This is a genomic window from Chryseobacterium sp. SSA4.19, from assembly GCF_022601875.1.
Classification (GTDB): domain Bacteria; phylum Bacteroidota; class Bacteroidia; order Flavobacteriales; family Weeksellaceae; genus Chryseobacterium.
Genome location: NZ_JAKVIP010000010.1, coordinates 103,618 through 120,896 on the forward strand (window position 1 = coordinate 103,618; position 17,279 = coordinate 120,896).

The 17,279-nt window shown below is 37.2% G+C and carries 13 protein-coding genes; all 13 read left to right on the forward strand.

Annotated features, from left to right (window positions below; genetic code table 11):
- Positions 1-98 precede the first annotated feature (98 nt).
- Positions 99-2,831, forward strand: coding sequence for a SusC/RagA family TonB-linked outer membrane protein (locus tag MKJ01_RS09055; RefSeq protein ID WP_241614334.1), 2,733 nt, complete (start codon positions 99-101; stop codon positions 2,829-2,831).
- Positions 2,832-2,842: 11 nt separating this feature from the next.
- Positions 2,843-4,474, forward strand: coding sequence for a RagB/SusD family nutrient uptake outer membrane protein (locus tag MKJ01_RS09060; protein ID WP_241614335.1), 1,632 nt, complete (start codon positions 2,843-2,845; stop codon positions 4,472-4,474).
- A 16-nt stretch (positions 4,475-4,490) separates the two neighbouring features.
- On the forward strand, positions 4,491-5,507 hold the full coding sequence (locus MKJ01_RS09065) for a SusE domain-containing protein (RefSeq protein ID WP_241614336.1): 1,017 nt from the start codon (positions 4,491-4,493) through the stop codon (positions 5,505-5,507).
- An 82-nt stretch (positions 5,508-5,589) separates the two neighbouring features.
- On the forward strand, positions 5,590-7,752 hold the full coding sequence (locus tag MKJ01_RS09070) for a glycoside hydrolase family 97 protein (protein WP_241614337.1): 2,163 nt from the start codon (positions 5,590-5,592) through the stop codon (positions 7,750-7,752).
- Positions 7,753-7,830: 78 nt separating this feature from the next.
- Positions 7,831-8,079: a hypothetical protein gene (locus tag MKJ01_RS09075; protein ID WP_241614338.1), complete on the forward strand. Its 249-nt coding sequence runs from the start codon at positions 7,831-7,833 to the stop codon at positions 8,077-8,079.
- A gap of 69 nt (positions 8,080-8,148) precedes the next feature.
- Positions 8,149-9,390: a radical SAM protein gene (locus tag MKJ01_RS09080; RefSeq protein ID WP_302850481.1), complete on the forward strand. Its 1,242-nt coding sequence runs from the start codon at positions 8,149-8,151 to the stop codon at positions 9,388-9,390.
- A complete protein-coding gene (locus MKJ01_RS09085) occupies positions 9,387-10,217 on the forward strand; it encodes a hypothetical protein (protein ID WP_241614340.1) in 831 nt (276 codons plus the stop codon). The genes MKJ01_RS09080 and MKJ01_RS09085 overlap by 4 nt, the downstream gene beginning before the upstream one ends.
- Positions 10,218-10,222: 5 nt before the next feature.
- On the forward strand, positions 10,223-11,098 hold the full coding sequence (locus MKJ01_RS09090) for a hypothetical protein (RefSeq protein ID WP_241614341.1): 876 nt from the start codon (positions 10,223-10,225) through the stop codon (positions 11,096-11,098).
- A gap of 11 nt (positions 11,099-11,109) precedes the next feature.
- On the forward strand, positions 11,110-12,267 hold the full coding sequence (locus MKJ01_RS09095; protein ID WP_241614343.1) for a hypothetical protein: 1,158 nt from the start codon (positions 11,110-11,112) through the stop codon (positions 12,265-12,267).
- 102 nt (positions 12,268-12,369) lie between these two features.
- Positions 12,370-13,356, forward strand: coding sequence for a bile acid:sodium symporter family protein (locus MKJ01_RS09100; RefSeq protein WP_241614344.1), 987 nt, complete (start codon positions 12,370-12,372; stop codon positions 13,354-13,356).
- Between the two features lie 27 nt (positions 13,357-13,383).
- A complete protein-coding gene (locus MKJ01_RS09105; RefSeq protein WP_241614345.1) occupies positions 13,384-15,243 on the forward strand; it encodes a glycoside hydrolase family 13 protein in 1,860 nt (619 codons plus the stop codon).
- Positions 15,244-15,348: 105 nt separating this feature from the next.
- Positions 15,349-15,861 carry a nuclear transport factor 2 family protein gene (locus tag MKJ01_RS09110; RefSeq protein ID WP_241614346.1) on the forward strand — a complete coding sequence of 171 codons (513 nt, stop codon included), beginning with the start codon at positions 15,349-15,351 and terminating at the stop codon, positions 15,859-15,861.
- A complete protein-coding gene (locus MKJ01_RS09115) occupies positions 15,861-17,279 on the forward strand; it encodes an MFS transporter (protein WP_241614347.1) in 1,419 nt (472 codons plus the stop codon). The genes MKJ01_RS09110 and MKJ01_RS09115 overlap by 1 nt, the downstream gene beginning before the upstream one ends.

Consider the following 17,279-nt stretch of genomic DNA (forward strand, 5'->3'; position numbering starts at 1 on the left):
TAAATTATAATAAAATTAACATAATTCTATTTTTTTGTTAAATTGCAAATGTAGCATGATGCTATATATGATAACAGAAACTATATAAAAATAATTTTGTGAAGAATTTTACAACGGTATTAAAAATTGCGCCTGCCTTTCTATTGGCAAGTGCCATGGTGAATGCGCAGACAGACTCTACCACCAAAGAGAAAAAAATCGAAGAGGTGGTTTTGATTGGATATGGAAAGCAAAAGAAAACTGATTTGACGGGATCGATTACTGCTTTGTCAACAGCTGATTTTAACAGAGGTGCTGTGCCAACTGCGGAAGGGCTTATTAACGGTCGTGCTGCTGGAGTAGTAATCACTCAATCTGGTACACCTGGAAGTGAACCGATAATTAGAGTAAGGGGAGGTTCTTCTTTGAATGCAAGTAACGAGCCTTTGTTGGTTGTAGATGGTTTACCTTTGGATGGAGTTTCTTTATCTACCATTAATCCAAATGACATAGAATCTTTTTCCATATTAAAAGATGCTGCTTCCACTGCAATTTATGGATCCAGAGGATCTAATGGAGTTTTATTGATAACTACCAAAAAAGGCAGCAAAAGGCTAAGAGTTTCATTAAATGCTTTTACTACAGTCAATACCTTAGCAAAAAAAATTAAAGTATATAATGGTAATGAGTTTAGGGCTTTGATTAATCAATATGTACCCGGTAAAGCATCTCAACTAGGAACGGCTAATACAGATTGGCAGGACGAAATCTTCAGAACTTCTGTAACCAATGACATTAATGCCTCTGTTTCGGGGAGTTTATTTGGGAAGGTACCAACCCGTTTTTCTGTAGATCATTTAGATAATGACGGATTATTAATAACATCAGGTTTTCAGAGAACGACAGGCAATATAGCTATTAGCCCAAGTTTTTTTGATGATCACTTAAAATTCAATATTACTGGTACTTATTCTTATACTTTTAAGAATAATGCTGAAGAAGGAGCTATTGGCAATGCACTTTCCATGAATCCTACTCAATCTGTTTACGACAACAATTCTATTTATGGCGATGGATACTATGAAAATAGCGGAGGTAATTTCAATTCTACTACAGGCACCTACAATCCAAATGGTGTTGCTAACCCTGTAGCACAATTAAGAAATAAGCATGATATTCAAAATTTCAAAAGATTTTTTGGAAATGTAAATATGGAATATAAATTTCATTTTTTACCTGATTTAAGATTGATTGCCAACGCAGGTTTGGACAGTAAGGAATTGGATGGCCGTGTAACAACAAATAAATATTCTAGAAACGGGTATTACTCTGTTAAAAATACTTTTGACTATTATGGTTCAGAATCTTACTCTGGTGAAAGCCTTTTGAATAAAAATGCTAATGTACAGTTGAATTACGGTAAAACACTTGGTGAATTCAATTTCGACATAATGGGAGGATATGAGTATCAAAACTATCATAAAACAAGTTTTTCAAGTGGTAATATCTTTTTATATACTCTGGACCCCGTAAACAATTTTTACAATCCTGATTCAAAACCAGATGTTAATTTGCAGGCATTTTTTGGTAGATTGAACTTAGGATATGCTGGTAAATATTTACTTACCGTAAATTACAGGAGAGATGGTTCGTCCCGTTTTAGTAAAGAAAACAGATGGGGTAACTTTGGAGGAGTTGCTGCAGCGTGGAAAATCTCTGAAGAAAGTTTCTTAAAAGGAAACTCTGCTGTATCTGATCTTAAACTAAGAGCAAGTATTGGTAAAACGGGTCAGCAAGACATAGGAGATTACAGATATGATTATTTTAAAACCTATAACGTTTCTTCCACCTTATTTTATCAGTTCGGAAACACTTTTTATCAGATCGCAAAGCCAAATGGATATAATCAAAATTTGAAATGGGAAGAAAGTTTGAAATATAATCTGGGATTAGATTTTGGATTTGCTAAGAACAGGGTCACTGGTACATTGGATTTTTATTTGGCAGATACTAAAGATCTACTTTCTATTGTACCTGAAGGACCTTTGGAAAATTTGAGGATTATTGGTCCTAAGAATATCGGTAGATTGCAATCTAAAGGTGTTGAATTAGGTTTAGATGTAAAGGCTGTTAAAAAGGAAAATTTCACCCTGAATTTCAATTATAACGCAACTTACAATAATATAAAAATTAAGGAGTTAGAAACAGATAATATTGATAAAGGTGGTGTAGGTCTTGGAGGATTTGTACAAACATTCACTACCGGGTATTCTCCCTTTGCCTTCAATGTATATCAACAGGTTTATGATAGTAATGGGAAACCGATAGAAGGTGCTTATGTCGATAGAAATAATGATGGTGTAATAACTTCCGCAGATAAATATATCTATAAAAAACCACAAGCAGACGTTACAATGGGCTTTATGACCAATGCGACTTTTGGAAAACACATTGACTTTTCGATGGCGTGGAGAGCAAGTATAGGGAATTATGTGTATGATCAGATTTCTGCGGACAGGGCGCAGTTGGGAAATATCAACAATACGGTAGACGGCACTATTAATAATGCTCCTGTAGACTTTAGTAACACTACTTTTAGATTTACCAATAAAGAATCTGACTATTATGTGAAAAACGGAAGTTTTGTAAAATTGGATAATATTACCTTAGGATATACTTTTAATAATTTATTAAAAAATAATGGTTCCATTAGATTTTACACAGGTGTAAATAATGTGCTTATTATTACGAAATATAAGAACCTGGATCCGGAAGTATTCAATGATGGAAGGGACTCTTCAATATACCCGAGAGCAAGAATGTTTACTTTAGGTATCAATGCTAACTTTTAAATTAGGAAAAAATGAAATTAAATATAGTAAAATTAAGAACACTGGCTATTGCAAGTATATTTCTGGTGTCAGCAACTTCTTGTCTTAATGATCTGGATGTTAAGGTGAATGATGATGAATTGTATACGTTAGAACAGTTTTATGCCAATCCGGAATCTTATAAACAGTTCTTAGCGAAAATCTATGCCGGATTAGCAGTAACAGGACAAACATCCCCCAATGGAAACTCAGATTTGGGATTGGAAGCAGACGGAGGACCAAATGAAGGTTTTTCACAATATATAAGGGGTTATTGGCAATTACAGGAACTTACGACGGATGAAGCTATCATTGCGTGGGGAGAATCTGAAAATCCTGGTATCAGAGATTTAAACTTCAATACTTGGAATGCCGATAATAAATTCAATGAAGCTTTTTTTGCTAGAATATTTTTCCAGATAGGCTTGGTAAATGAATTTTTAAGAGAAACAACCGATGATAAGCTTGCATCCAGAGGAGTTGCTGAAAATTTAAAAGCCCAGATAAAAACGTTCCGTGCTGAAGCAAGATTTTTAAGAGCTCTATCTTACTACCACGCGATAGATATTTATGGGAAGGTTCCTTTTGCAACAGAAACTGAAGTTATTGGTTCCGGTATAAAACCCCCAATGCAATCGAGAGAGTATGTTTTTAACTATCTGATAGGAGAGTTGAATGATATAGATGCAGATTTGGCAGCTCCTAAGACCAACGAGTATGGTCGTGCAGATAAGGCTGCTGCATGGATGCTTAAAGCAAAACTATATCAGAATGCAAAAGTGTATACTGGCATAGATAAAAGTACTGAAGCTTTGACTGAAATTACGAAAGTAATTGGTTCAGCTTATAAAATTGCAACAATACCTTATGCTAACTTATTTAAAGCAGATAACAACATTAACGGTGCACAAGATGAAGCGATCTTTCCCATCAATTTTGATGGGATTAAAACAAAAACTTATGGTGGAACAACTTTTCTAATTCTTGCAAGCTGTACTAAGCCTGTAGGAGCTACGTTAGGTGTCAATGATGGTTGGGCAGGTTTCAGGACCCGGCAGGAATTTATTCAGTCTACCGGGACAGATGCTAGGGTAATGAAAGTACCTGGAAGTACAGATCCTGCAGCCATTTCAGATTATTCTAAATTTGAAGAAGGAACGAAATTGATTAAGTTTTCTAATAAACAGGCAAATGGTGGAAATGGAAGTGATGGAGTTTTTGCAGATGCCGATTTTGCTTTGTTCAGAATGGGTGATGCTTATTTAATGTATGCTGAATTGGCAATCGTTAATGGAAAAGGAAGCACCGCAACAGCTTTAGGATATATCAATACATTGAGAACAAGAGCAGGTATTGTAAACCTGACAATATCAGATATTAATGCACTTACCACAGCCGATGCTAAAGAAGTATTTATCTTAAATGAAAGAGGGAAGGAATTGTATTGGGAAGGTACAAGACGACAGGATTTAATTAGATTGAATCATTATGTTTCCGGCTATACCTGGCAGTGGAAGGGTGGTATCCAAAATGGCTCATCAATTGCTTCAACGAGGGTTTTGTTTCCTATTCCAAATAAATATCTGAATCTCAATTCTAATTTATCTCAGAACCCGGGTTATTAATTCTTAATTTTAAATAATGAAAAATATAATAAAATTTCTTTTTGCAGCTATCACAATCATGATGGTATGGTCCTGCGAAAAAGATGAGGATCAGGCTATTTTGTCTTTAAAATCAGAGCCTACACTTAAAACAAGTGCAACTACATTGTCTTTATCCAGTTCAAATGCAAATAACACTGCAATTACTTTGACTATTACTCCTGCACAATATACTCCTGCCGTACAAATTACCAATGTATTACAGTTTGCAGTTGCGGGTACTAATTTTTCTGAACCAAAAGAAGTAGGTTTAAATAATGGGGTATTGTCTAAATCTTATACGGTTGTTGAATTTAACGCTTTAATGTTAAATCTTGGATTGCCTACCGGAGTTGCTACTGATGTAGATATAAGGTTGAAAACTATGGTAGGACAAGGAGTTCCTGTTTATTCTTCAGTCCAGAAAATATCGGTAAATCCATATGCTCTGGTTTCTTATATGTATGCTCCGGGTGCTTATCAAAATTGGGATCCGCCTACAGCCCAAGCTTTGAAATCGGCCACAAGCAATGGTATTTATATAGGATATATTAATTTTACATCTGCAAATTCCGGATTTAAAATTACACCGATGAAGAACTGGGATCACAGTTATGGAACGAATAATAATTCAGACCTTATATATGATGGGGGTAGTGATCTGAAAGCAATAAATGCAGGAAATCAAAAATTAACTGTAAATACGAATACCAACAAATTTACTTTGGTACCTTATTCATGGGGGGTCATCGGTTCTGCGACACCAAATGGTTGGAGCGATCCTGATACAGATTTACTTTGGAATAGTATGACAGAAAAATGGGAAGTGACTGTTGTATTGACAGTAGGAGAAATCAAATTCAGACTTAATAATGATTGGGGAACAAACTTTGGAGATGACGGACACAATGGAACCTTGGACGCAGGTGGTGCCAATATACCAATTAGCATAGCTGGAACATATAAAATAAGTTTTGATGAAGTAAATTTAGTTTACACAGCAGTAAAATTATAAGAAAACGTCAAAATATTACCAATATAAACTGTTGCGTTACAGCAACAGTTTCTTTATTTTTAAAAACTTATACATAGTCATTATGAAGAAAATTACAATGGGGGCAGTATTGTTCTCTATGATGTTTGCAGGACTGAATGCCCAGTCTTTAAAATCGCCGGACGGGAAATTTGAAATGAATTTCCAGATGAAGCAAGGCGTGCCGTTTTATAATTTAAAATACAACGGAAATGTTGTGGTGGAGGATTCCAAATTAGGATTGAGATTATTTAAAGATACCTCCATCAAATTCGCTTCCGAGATTGCAAAGCCGGAAGATGCGAAATTCGACTTAAACAGCGGCTTTACCAAAACAGAAGAAAAAAGAGATGCCAAAAACGAAACCTGGCAGCCGGTTCTGGGAGAAAAGAAAAACTATATCAACCATTATAATGAATTGGCGGTTACTTTACATCAGGATACAACGGACCGGAGTATTGTCGTAAAATTCAGGTTGTTTAATGATGGTCTGGGCTTCCGATATGAATTTCCGCAGCAGAAAAACCTTAATTACTTTGTCATCCGTGAAGAAGATTCTGAAATTGATCTGACAAGCGATATGAAAGCCTGGTGGATGGTCGCCGACTACGATTCCCAGGAATACCAGTATCAGGAAACCAAGATTTCCGAAATTCCGGCACGATGGCCAAAGGCAGCTGATGCCAATGCTTCGCAAACCCTGATCAAAAATGCGGTTCAGTCGCCGCTGATGCTTAAAAAAGAGGGCAAAGAACCTTTATATATCAATCTTGCGGAAGCTGCAGTCCTGGATTATCCGGCTTCACACCTGGAAGTGGACGCACAGAACTTTAAGTTTAAAACGCACCTTACGGCAGACCGTCAGGGAGCGAAAGGGTATATGCAGACTCCTATGGTGACACCTTGGAGAACCATTATCGTAGCTCCGAAAGCGGAAGAGGTAATGGATTCAAAAATGATTTTCAACCTGAATGAACCTACAAAATACACCGATACGTCTTACATTCACCCAACCAAATATATGGGAGTCTGGTGGGAAATGATCATCGGGAAATCACAATGGGCGTACGGTCAGCCGGAATCCAATGTGCGTCTGGGGCAAACCGATTTTACAAAGCTGACTCCGAACGGAAAACATGGGGCTAATAATACAAAAGTTAAAGAATACATCGACTTCGCCGCGGAAAACGGCTTTCAGGGATTATTGATCGAAGGCTGGAATATCGGTTGGGAAGACTGGTTCGGACGTTCGAAGGAATATGTTTTTGATTTTATTACGCCCTATCCTGATTTTGATATTAAAATGCTGAATGAATATGCCCACTCAAAAGGAATCAAGCTGATTATGCACCACGAAACTTCAGGTTCTGCAACAAACTATGAAAGATGGTCTGATAAAGCATTCCAGCTAATGAATAAATATGGTTATGATGCCGTGAAAACAGGATATGTGGGAGATGTAATTCCGAGAGGAGAGCACCATTATTCACAGTGGATGATTAATCATTATTACAGGATTGCGGAAAAAGCAAACGAGTATAAAATTATGGTCAATTCCCACGAATCGGTACGTCCTACAGGAGAAAGCCGTACCTATCCGAATTATATTTCTGCCGAAGCCGCACGTGGAACCGAATATGAAGCATTTGGCGGAAACAATCCGGACCACCAGACCATTCTTCCGTTTACCCGATGGATGGGCGGTTCTATGGATTATACGCCGGGAATTTTCCAGACTAAATTAGATTATTATTTCCCGGGAGATCAACGTTTTGTAAAAACTACACTGGCTAAACAGCTGGCACTGTACGTAACGATGTACATGCCGCTACAGATGGCTGCCGATCTGCCTGAAAACTATAAGAAACATATGGATGCGTTCCAGTTTATTAAGGATGTAGCAGCAGATTGGGACGATACGAAAATTTTATCTGCGGAACCCGGAGATTATGTGATTACAGCGAGAAAAGCAAAAGGTACTGAAAACTGGTTTGTTGGTGGGATTACCGATGAAAATAAACGGGATTACAAACTGGATTTTTCATTCCTGGATAAAGGTAAAAAGTATGAAGCCACTATCTACGAAGACGGGAAGGATGCAGACTACATCAACAATCCGCAAAGCTATCATATCTATAAAAAACAGATTACCAGCAAATCCAGGATCAATATGAAAATGGTGAGAAGCGGTGGTTTTGCTATATCAATTAAGCAAATAAATAATTAAATTTTTATTTAAAATTATTTTTTGCTGTGAATTTAATTTTCTATATTTGGTGAAATAACAAATTAATAACTCATCTTTATGAAAAAGAAATTTAAAATCACGAGTAATCTTGAACAAAAAGAGATTCTAAAAAAATCAATCCAGAATTCTGAAAAAGAAAATGTAGATCTTTACAAATCTATTTTCGGAGGAAGTAATAATTTAGGCGTTGCTCCAGGTGGAGGGGGTGTCATTACATTACCTCCGGGAGGTGGTAGCTGTGATGTAGTAGCCATTTCAGGTGCATCAGCTGCTTACAACAGGTATGATCCATTTTTAAAAGCTTAATTTTTTGATTTTAAAAACTTTAGTTCTTCGCTGGTCAAATAGCGAAGAACTTTATTGATTATTAGAGATATGGTTACTTCTTTTGTTCTGAAGGTTGCAAGCAGATGCAATCTCAATTGTTCGTATTGTTACATGTATAATTTGGGAGATAAAACCTATCTCAAACAACCCAAATTCATGTCACTTGATACGATGAAAACATTCGCAGAAAAACTGTCACGCTATAGTGATGAATATGAACTGAAATCCTTTCAGATTATTTTTCATGGCGGTGAGCCTTTATTATATCCAAAAGAATTTTACAGGGAAAGCATAAAAATATTCAGAGAAAAACTCAGTGATTCGTATTTAGAATTTATCCTTCAAACCAACGGTGTAGGTCTGGATGAAGAATGGTATAATCTATTTAAGGAATTAAACATCCGGGTCGGTGTCAGTATAGACGGACCCAAAGAATATCACGATAAATATCGTGTTTTTCACAATGGGAAAGGGTCTTATGATGAGGTCCGCAATGCCATACAGCTCGGATTGGATAAAGGAATGCATAACGTATTATCCGTTGCAAATCTAAATATCAGTCCTCAGGTACTGTATCAGGAATTTAAAGATCTCAATATTCTTAGTTTTAACCTTTTACTACCAGATGGACATTTCGACAAGTTGCCGGACGGTATCATCAGAGAAAAAGTAAATACAAACAATTATACGCCTTACGCGGATTGGCTGATTGAACTCTTTGCCATCTGGAAAAATGATCCGGAACGACCCAATATGAGATTCTTTAAAACATTGATTCAGCTTATTGCGGGTGAAGAAGTCGGGGATCAGATGCTCGGACTGAAAAAAAACGGGGTAGCCATTCTGGAAACAAACGGAAACCTGGAAGTGGCAGATTCTATAAGAGCATGCTACGAAGGAATTACCAGAAATGACATTAACATTCATACTCACGAGATAGACTCTGTACTGGAAGATCCATTGTTTGATATATATATCAATTCTCACCAGATGGTTAACGAAAAGTGCCTTAACTGCCCAATTTATGAAATATGCGGCGGTGGTTTTCTTCTCAACAGATATTCCAACGAGAATGGGTTTGATAATCCTACGATCTACTGCCATGATATGATAAAGCTGGTAAGTTATATACAAAATGACCTGATAAACAGTTTGTCTGATGAAGCTTGCAAAGAAATGGCTCTCACCAGAGTTTCGTATCACGAAATTGTAGAAGAGCTTGAGAATAAAGGATCTGTTTCTGTTCAGAAGAATATTAAAGATAAATTATCAGCCTACAGTTTAGCATGAGTTTAAGAAGAGGAATTAAAATATACGATCGGCATATTCAGGATATAAAAAATCAGATCAGCATCAATTCGGGAGTAGGTCCTGTTAAAAATACAGATTCTGAAATTGAATATTACAACAATGCCTATTTGCCTAATATGGACTGGCGCTGTCTCACAGATTCCGAATATAGAAAGGTTTCTACAGCAGATGCCGGCAGCAGAATATTTAATACGCTTGGCTTGGGCGCCATTCCGGAAGAGTTGCAGGATTTATTTGAAAAGTTGGATCTCAATGACTGTGAATCTCTTTTTGATATTCCTAAGAAATTTCAGGAAAATGAAAAGCTCACAAAACAGATTAATGATTTACTAAATGTTTTTCTGGATGAGAAATCTTTGCAGAGAAAGTATAAGTTTCATCGAATTGCCAGGTCCCTTCCCGATATGCAGAGCACCACCTTTCATCATATAGGGCAGAATACTTTTAAATATACGGGTCTACATATCGATAAAAGCGACTTTTATACTCCTCATACTGCCCATAAATCAGAAAATCGGATTTCTATAAATATAAGCAAAGAATCACGTTATCTGTATTTTGTTAATTTAACTTTGAGACAGATTTATGGTGAAATACAAAAAAAATATTCAGAGAAAATAACGTCTGATAATATTGTTGAGCAATTTTTTAAACACTATTCCGAATATCCTGTTTTAAGACTGGAAATTAAACCTTATCAATACTATATTGCCCCTACCGATAATTTCATCCATGATGGTACGACCCTCGGAAATAGAGGTTTTGACGTCACCATGGTCTATGTCGGAATATTTGACAAATACTGAATCCCATGAATAAACTAAAACCCGGAATCAAAATATACTCAGATTATAATGGCGGAACTCTTCAGATTAATTCAGGAGTTCTCCATCATACCCAACAGGAGTCCAACGAATTTATTTTCAGAGGCGAAAAGTTTTTACAGCAATATGAGCCCGAAGCTTACCTGCCAAAGCGGGACTGGCGTACGCCTGATGCTGAGGAATATAAAATAATCATAGGAGACCATAAGAACAAAAAAGACTACAATTCTGTATTTACAGGTGAATTGCCGGAGAATATCCGCAGCCTTTTTTCCGAGCTGGATCTTGGGACATCCATTACTGAAGAAGAAGTCTTTAATAAATTCAGACAGCATAAGGAACTCGTAGACCAGATAAATATCCATATTAATGAATTTTTGCAGCGTATTTCATTGGCTCCATTCCGATTTATGAGCCTCGCAACCAATTATGCAAACAGTGAAATTGTATCTCTTGATAAGAGAAGAATGCCGGCAGGATATTCCATCAATGATTTGCAGTTTATTGGAGTTCATAAAGACAGCTCAAAAAATATGACGCTGCATAATTCTCATACATTCGGAAACAGAATAACATTTAATTTAGGACAGGAATCGCGTTATTTATTGCTAATGAATCTGTCGATGATACAAGCGTATAATATGATAAAAAAAGAAATAGACCTGAAAGAGAACGAAGTAAACAACAAAAACATTACTTCTTATTTCATGAAACTGTTTCCCGATTATCCTATGCTGAAAATAGAGCATAAACCTCATCATTTTTACATTGCTCCTACCGATAACTGTTTCCATGACGGATCCACTCTGGGAAGTACATCACTGGATATTGTCATGATTTATCTCGGAAAGTTTCTCATATAATCATATTCGCTATGAAATATATTTTCACCTTTTTATTTTTAACTATTTCGTACCTTCAGATTATGGCTCAAAAAAAGCTTCCTGTGGTAAAGGCTAATTCGTCCAAGGCGATCTTTCTAGAAGAAGATACCGGACTGAAAACGGACTGGAATATCGATCCTTCTATAAAACCTGATGTATACACGGTTACAAAAATAAGCAAAGGTACCAGAACCGTAAAAATAAAAACAGATATCGATTCCATCAGAATTACCGTGAAACAAGGGGAGAAAAAAGATTTTATCATTATTCTTAAAGATAAAGATTCTTGTCTTACCAGAATTGAAAGTCAGATTCCCAAAAATTTCAGTAATTTGAATCCTCCTTTTCACGATAGTATTCGTCTCGGGATCAATGGGCAGAATACCATCTTTGTAAAAACACTTCTTAATAAAACAGATTCTCTGGTTCTTAATTTTGATACTGGCAGTAACAATCTTTCACTTACGCGCGAAACGTTAAAAGATAAAATTAAAGAACAACTCAAAGGAAGAGTAAATGTACTGTCTATCGGGAACAAAAAATATGACGGCTTCAGAATCTATCAGGTTGAGCTATCCGGACATGGAACCGACGGAAGATTTGGCTGGGACCTGTTTGACGGAATGGTGGTGGAGTTAAATTATGATCAAGGAATGATGGTTGTGCATTCAAGACTCCCTGATTATGTGAAAAAAGACAAAACGTATCAGCCACTTGATATAATATATTTAGATAAAATGTTTCTCATCGAAACAACCATAAAGCAGGGCTCTAAAACCAATAAAGACTGGTTTCTGTTCGACACAGGATATCAGCGTACGGTTATGCTGGACGGACCTTTACTCAGGGAGCGGAATTTTCCTACGGATCAGATGAAAATAATAAAAAAAGTGATCATGAAGGGGGGCCAGGGAAATGAAATTCCTGTAGTCACTGCCAATTTGGAATCATTAAGTCTGGGAAGGTATAATCTTAAAAATATTCCTGCCCAATTGCTTCACGAAAGCCGTCCTTTACATGATCAAAAAATGAATATTCTGGGAAATGAAATCTTAAAAAGATTTAATGTGTTTATGGATTTTCAGAACAATGTGGTTTATATAAAGCCTAATAAACTTTTTAATGACGGATATATTGAAAAAGAGTAAAAGGCTTTAAAATAAAAATTCCTTAATTTTATAATCCTTAAAGCATTCTTGCGTTTAAGGATTTTTTATTTAAAAATAATTTATTCCTGATTAATGAAGTTGATGACTAAAATTTTTAGCAAACAAAACCTGTTCCTGATTTTGTTGGTGGTAATGGTTTTAATGGCGAGGGTGGTGCCATTCCGTGAATCCTATAATTCTTACTTTAATCTTTCTGCTTTTATAGACTGGGGAATTGCCGCAATCTTCCTGCTGTATGGCCTCAAGTTGGACTTAAAGGAAGTGGTGAAAGATATTACCAACTGGAAGCTGCATGTGCTGATTCAGTCAGGTACTTTTATAATCTTTCCTTTGCTGGTCCTGCTGTTTTATCCTTTTGTGAAAGATTCCGGTTATGTTAATATCTGGCTGTCCGTATTTTTCCTGGCCTGTCTGCCTTCTACGGTTTCCTCTTCTGTAGTAATGGTATCTATTGCCAAAGGAAATGTAACATCTGCCATATTTAATGCTTCTATTTCCGGGTTGATAGGCATTATGATGACACCGCTGCTCATGAGCTTTTTCCTGGTTCCTGCCGAAGGCTCCGGTGATCAGGGTGAAATAGTACAGCAGTTGCTCATTAAGGTATTATTGCCAATTATTTTAGGAATTCTGTTAAATCCTGTTTTAAAAAAATGGGTTACGCGGTACTCTTCAGTCATTGCGGAATTTGACCGTTTAATTATTCTGTTAATTGTTTATGAGAGTTTTTCTACTGCCTTTACAGAAAATATTTTTGCTTCAGTCCCATCTTTTATATTCTTAATTTTGGCATTCAGTGTAGTATTTTTATTCTTTGCAATATACCATATCCTGAAATTTATCTCTCAGAAAATGGGATTCAGTCGTGAAGACCGTATTACAGCAACTTTTTGTGGTTCCAAAAAGTCTTTGGTACATGGCAGCCTTTTCCTTTTGGTATTGGGGATTCCCGATGATCAGAAAGTGCTGTTTCTGCTTCCGGTGATGATATATCACAGTTTCCAGTTATTTTATGTAAGCTGGCTGGCCAATAAAATAGCAAAAAAGGCCTCAGATGTTGAAGTATAATAATCTGTTTGAGTATCTTTAGAAAATATGAAAAAAATATATATAATTTTTGCGCTTTCATTTGTCTCTACAGCTTTTTCCCAATCCAGAACTCTGGAAAAAGTTGAGCCTGCTTTCTGGTGGAAAGGAATGAAAAACCCGGAACTGCAGATTCTGGTGTACGGAAAAGATATTGCAAGTCAGGAAATTGAACTGTCTGACGGTGTTCAGATTAAAGATATTAAGAAAGTAGAGAATCCCAATTATGTTTTCATAACGGTGAATACCGAGGAAATCAACGTTTCGAAATTTAAAATCAATATAAAAAAGAACAGAAAAAATACAGGGTCTTATATTTATGAACTGAAACAGAGAAATCCTGACTCTGCTTCACGCGAATCTTACACGTCAAAAGATGTGATGTACCTCATCATGCCGGACCGTTTTGCTAACGGTGATGAGAAGAATGATTCCAGACCCGATCTTGCCGAAAAAGCAAACCGGAATCTTGCCAATGGAAGACATGGCGGTGACTTAAAAGGAATTATCAATAATATCGACTATATTCAGAATCTCGGTGCTACGGCAGTATGGCTGACCCCTGTAAATGAAGACAACGAAAAAATATATTCCTATCACGGATATGCCCAGACTGATCTCTATAAAATCGATGGCCGCTATGGAACGAATGAAGACTACCGTCAGCTTTCCCGGGAACTCAATAAAAGGAATATGAAACTGGTAATGGATTATGTGACCAACCACTGGGGGATTTCACACTGGATCATTAAAGATCTGCCGACAAAAGACTGGATTCACAGCTTCAGTGATGGTGAAAAAGGATTCAAGCGTTCCAATTATAAAATTACAGCCCAATTCGACACCAATGCTTCGGACATTGATAAGAAAATTGCGCTGGACGGCTGGTTTGATACTACGATGCCTGATATTAACCAGAAGAATCCTCTGGTATTACAATATCTGATTCAAAATGCCATCTGGTGGATTGAATATGCCGAGCTTGGCGGATTCAGGGTAGATACGTATCCTTACAATGATAAGGAAGCTATGGCGAAATGGGCAAAAGCCATTACCGATGAATATCCTAAATTCAATATCGTAGGCGAAACTTGGCTGAACACTGCCGGGCATATTTCAGCCTGGCAGAAAGATTCCAAAACAGGAGAGGCAGCGAACTATAATTCCAATCTTCCTTCCGTGATGGATTTTATGCTGTACGGAAATATGCCCAAAGCCTTAAACGAAAAGCAGGGTTGGGATACGGGAATGATGAGGATTTACGACGTGCTTTCAAGTGATTTTCTCTATCCGGATATCAATAATGTGCTGGTTTTCTTTGAAAACCATGATACCGAAAGATGGAATGAAATCTTCAATGGAGATCTAAAAGCGTATAAAATGGGATTGACGCTACTTTCCACGGTCAGAGGAATACCACAGATCTATTATGGCTCTGAAATAGGGATGAGAGGAGATAAAAATAAAGGCGGTGATGCGGATATCCGAAGGGATTTTCCGGGCGGCTGGAAATCAGATACGCAGAATGCCTTTAATATTTCCGGTCAGACAGCGGAGCAGAAAGAATTCTATCAGTTTACCCAAAAAATACTGAACTGGAGAAAAAGCAAGGACGTAATTCATACAGGCAAAACCAAAAATTATATTCCTCAGGATAATGTATTTGTTTATTTCAGGTATGATGATAAAGAAAGTGTAATGGTAATATTGAACAGCAACGAAAAAGATCAGGTTATAGACCTGAAACGTTTTGCAGAGTCGCTGAACGGATTCTCAAAAGGCAGGGAAATTATTTCAGACAGAGACCTTTCACTACACAATACATTGTCTGTACCGGCTAAAACTTCAATGGTCATCGAACTAAAATAAAAATACACACGCTGTTAATCATGAATAATTAAAAGCAAATTACTTGTATTTACAGAGAAACGAATACTAAACAGATACCCAAAATTTGATTTAAACTCATTTAATATGAAAAGAACAACAATATTTTTTGCCCTGATAATGTTTGTCATGAATTGTACCATCGTCCCGGCACAGGTTAAGGCGGAAAAAGAAAAAGCTGACATCAGCAAAGTGCTTGACGATTTTAACGTGGCAGCGGCCAAAGCGGATTTTAATACTTATTTCAGTTATTTTGCTGATGAATCATCGTTTATCGGAACGGATGCCACGGAGATTTGGGGCAAAAAAGCATTTATGGGGTGGGCAAAGCCTTATTTCGATAAAAAATCAACCTGGAATTTTATTTCATTGAAGAGAAATATCCAGTTCAGTAAAGACGGTAATCTGGCGTGGTTTGATGAACTGCTGGATACCCAGATGAAAATATGCCGTGGTTCAGGAGTAGTGGAAAAGATAAACGGACAATGGAAAATCCGACAATATGTTCTTTCCATGACAGTTCCTAATGAAGTCGTGGATAAAGTAGTTGCATACAAAACTCCAATCGAAGAAGAATTAATCCAAAAACTGAAGCACTAATGGCGGAGATGGCAGCAAAACACGATACCGGTAAATTTGGAAGAATAAAAAAACCGAATCTTTCCATGGCTCAGATCATCAACATGAGCATGGGATTTTTAGGCATCCAGATGGCTTTTGGACTGCAGAATGGCAATGCAAGCAGGATTTTAGCCAATTTTGGGGCTGATGTTCACGAGCTGTCATGGTTCTGGCTGGTTGCTCCGGTAACAGGATTGATTGTCCAGCCAATAATAGGGCATTTGGGAGACAATACCTGGAGTCCGCTTGGAAGAAGGAAACCTTATTTCCTGATTGGCGCTGTTCTTTGTGCAATTGGCCTAGTTATGCTTCCCAATGCTGCTTCCGCCACACAGATGATGGCTGCCAATGTATTGCTTCTTGCTGTGATATTTCTTGCGATGATGGACGCGTCTATCAATGTAGCCATGGAACCTTTTCGCGCATTGGTAGGAGATATGCTTCCTAAGCATCAGGGGACCATTGGCTTTTCCGTACAGACGATTTTAATTGGAATCGGTGCTGTGATAGGGTCCTACATGCCAGATTGGCTGACCGGAATCGGAGTTTCCAATACAGCTCCTGAAGGATTTGTAGCTGATAACGTTATCTATTCTTTCTACGCAGGTGCAGTGTTGCTTTTACTTACTATTCTGTATACGATTTTTACCACCAAAGAATATTCGCCTAAGCAGTTCGCAGAATTTGCCAATGAAGATCCGGAAACAGTTCATTCTTCTAAATTTTCAGATATTTTTAAGGACTTTGCCCATATTCCGGCTCAGATGAAAAAACTGGGCGCAGTACAGTTCTTTTCATGGTTTGCACTGTTTACCATGTGGGTATTTACTACCAGTGCAGTGGCTACGCATCATTTCGGGCTTCTTCCTGAGGATACACACTCAAAGGCCTTTAATGATGCCGGTGATCTTACCGGTAAGCTGTTCGGGATGTATAATCTTTGGGCTATTCCGTTTGCATTTTTACTGACTCCCTTAGCCAAAGCAATAGGTAAAAAGCAAACCCATGCTTTGGCTTTACTATGTGGAGGACTGGGTTTGATTTCCATGTATTTTATAAAAGATACCGGTTTTCTCTGGACTTCAATGATCGGACTGGGTTTTGCCTGGGCCAGTATTTTAGCGATGCCGTATGCAATGCTGATTGAAGTCATTCCACAGAAAAAAATGGGAGTGTATATGGGCATCTTTAATTTCTTTATTGTAATTCCGCAAATTATCAACGGGATTTTCGGAGGGCCTATAGTGAACCGTTTTTTCGGAAATTATGCGATGGATTACATTGTGGTAGGCGGTATCTGTATGATTCTGGGAGCTGTGATGACAATGGTTTTTATCAAGTCAGATGATGAAACTCCACAGGAGATTGAAGAAGAAATCCAGCAGGTGCATTTTTAA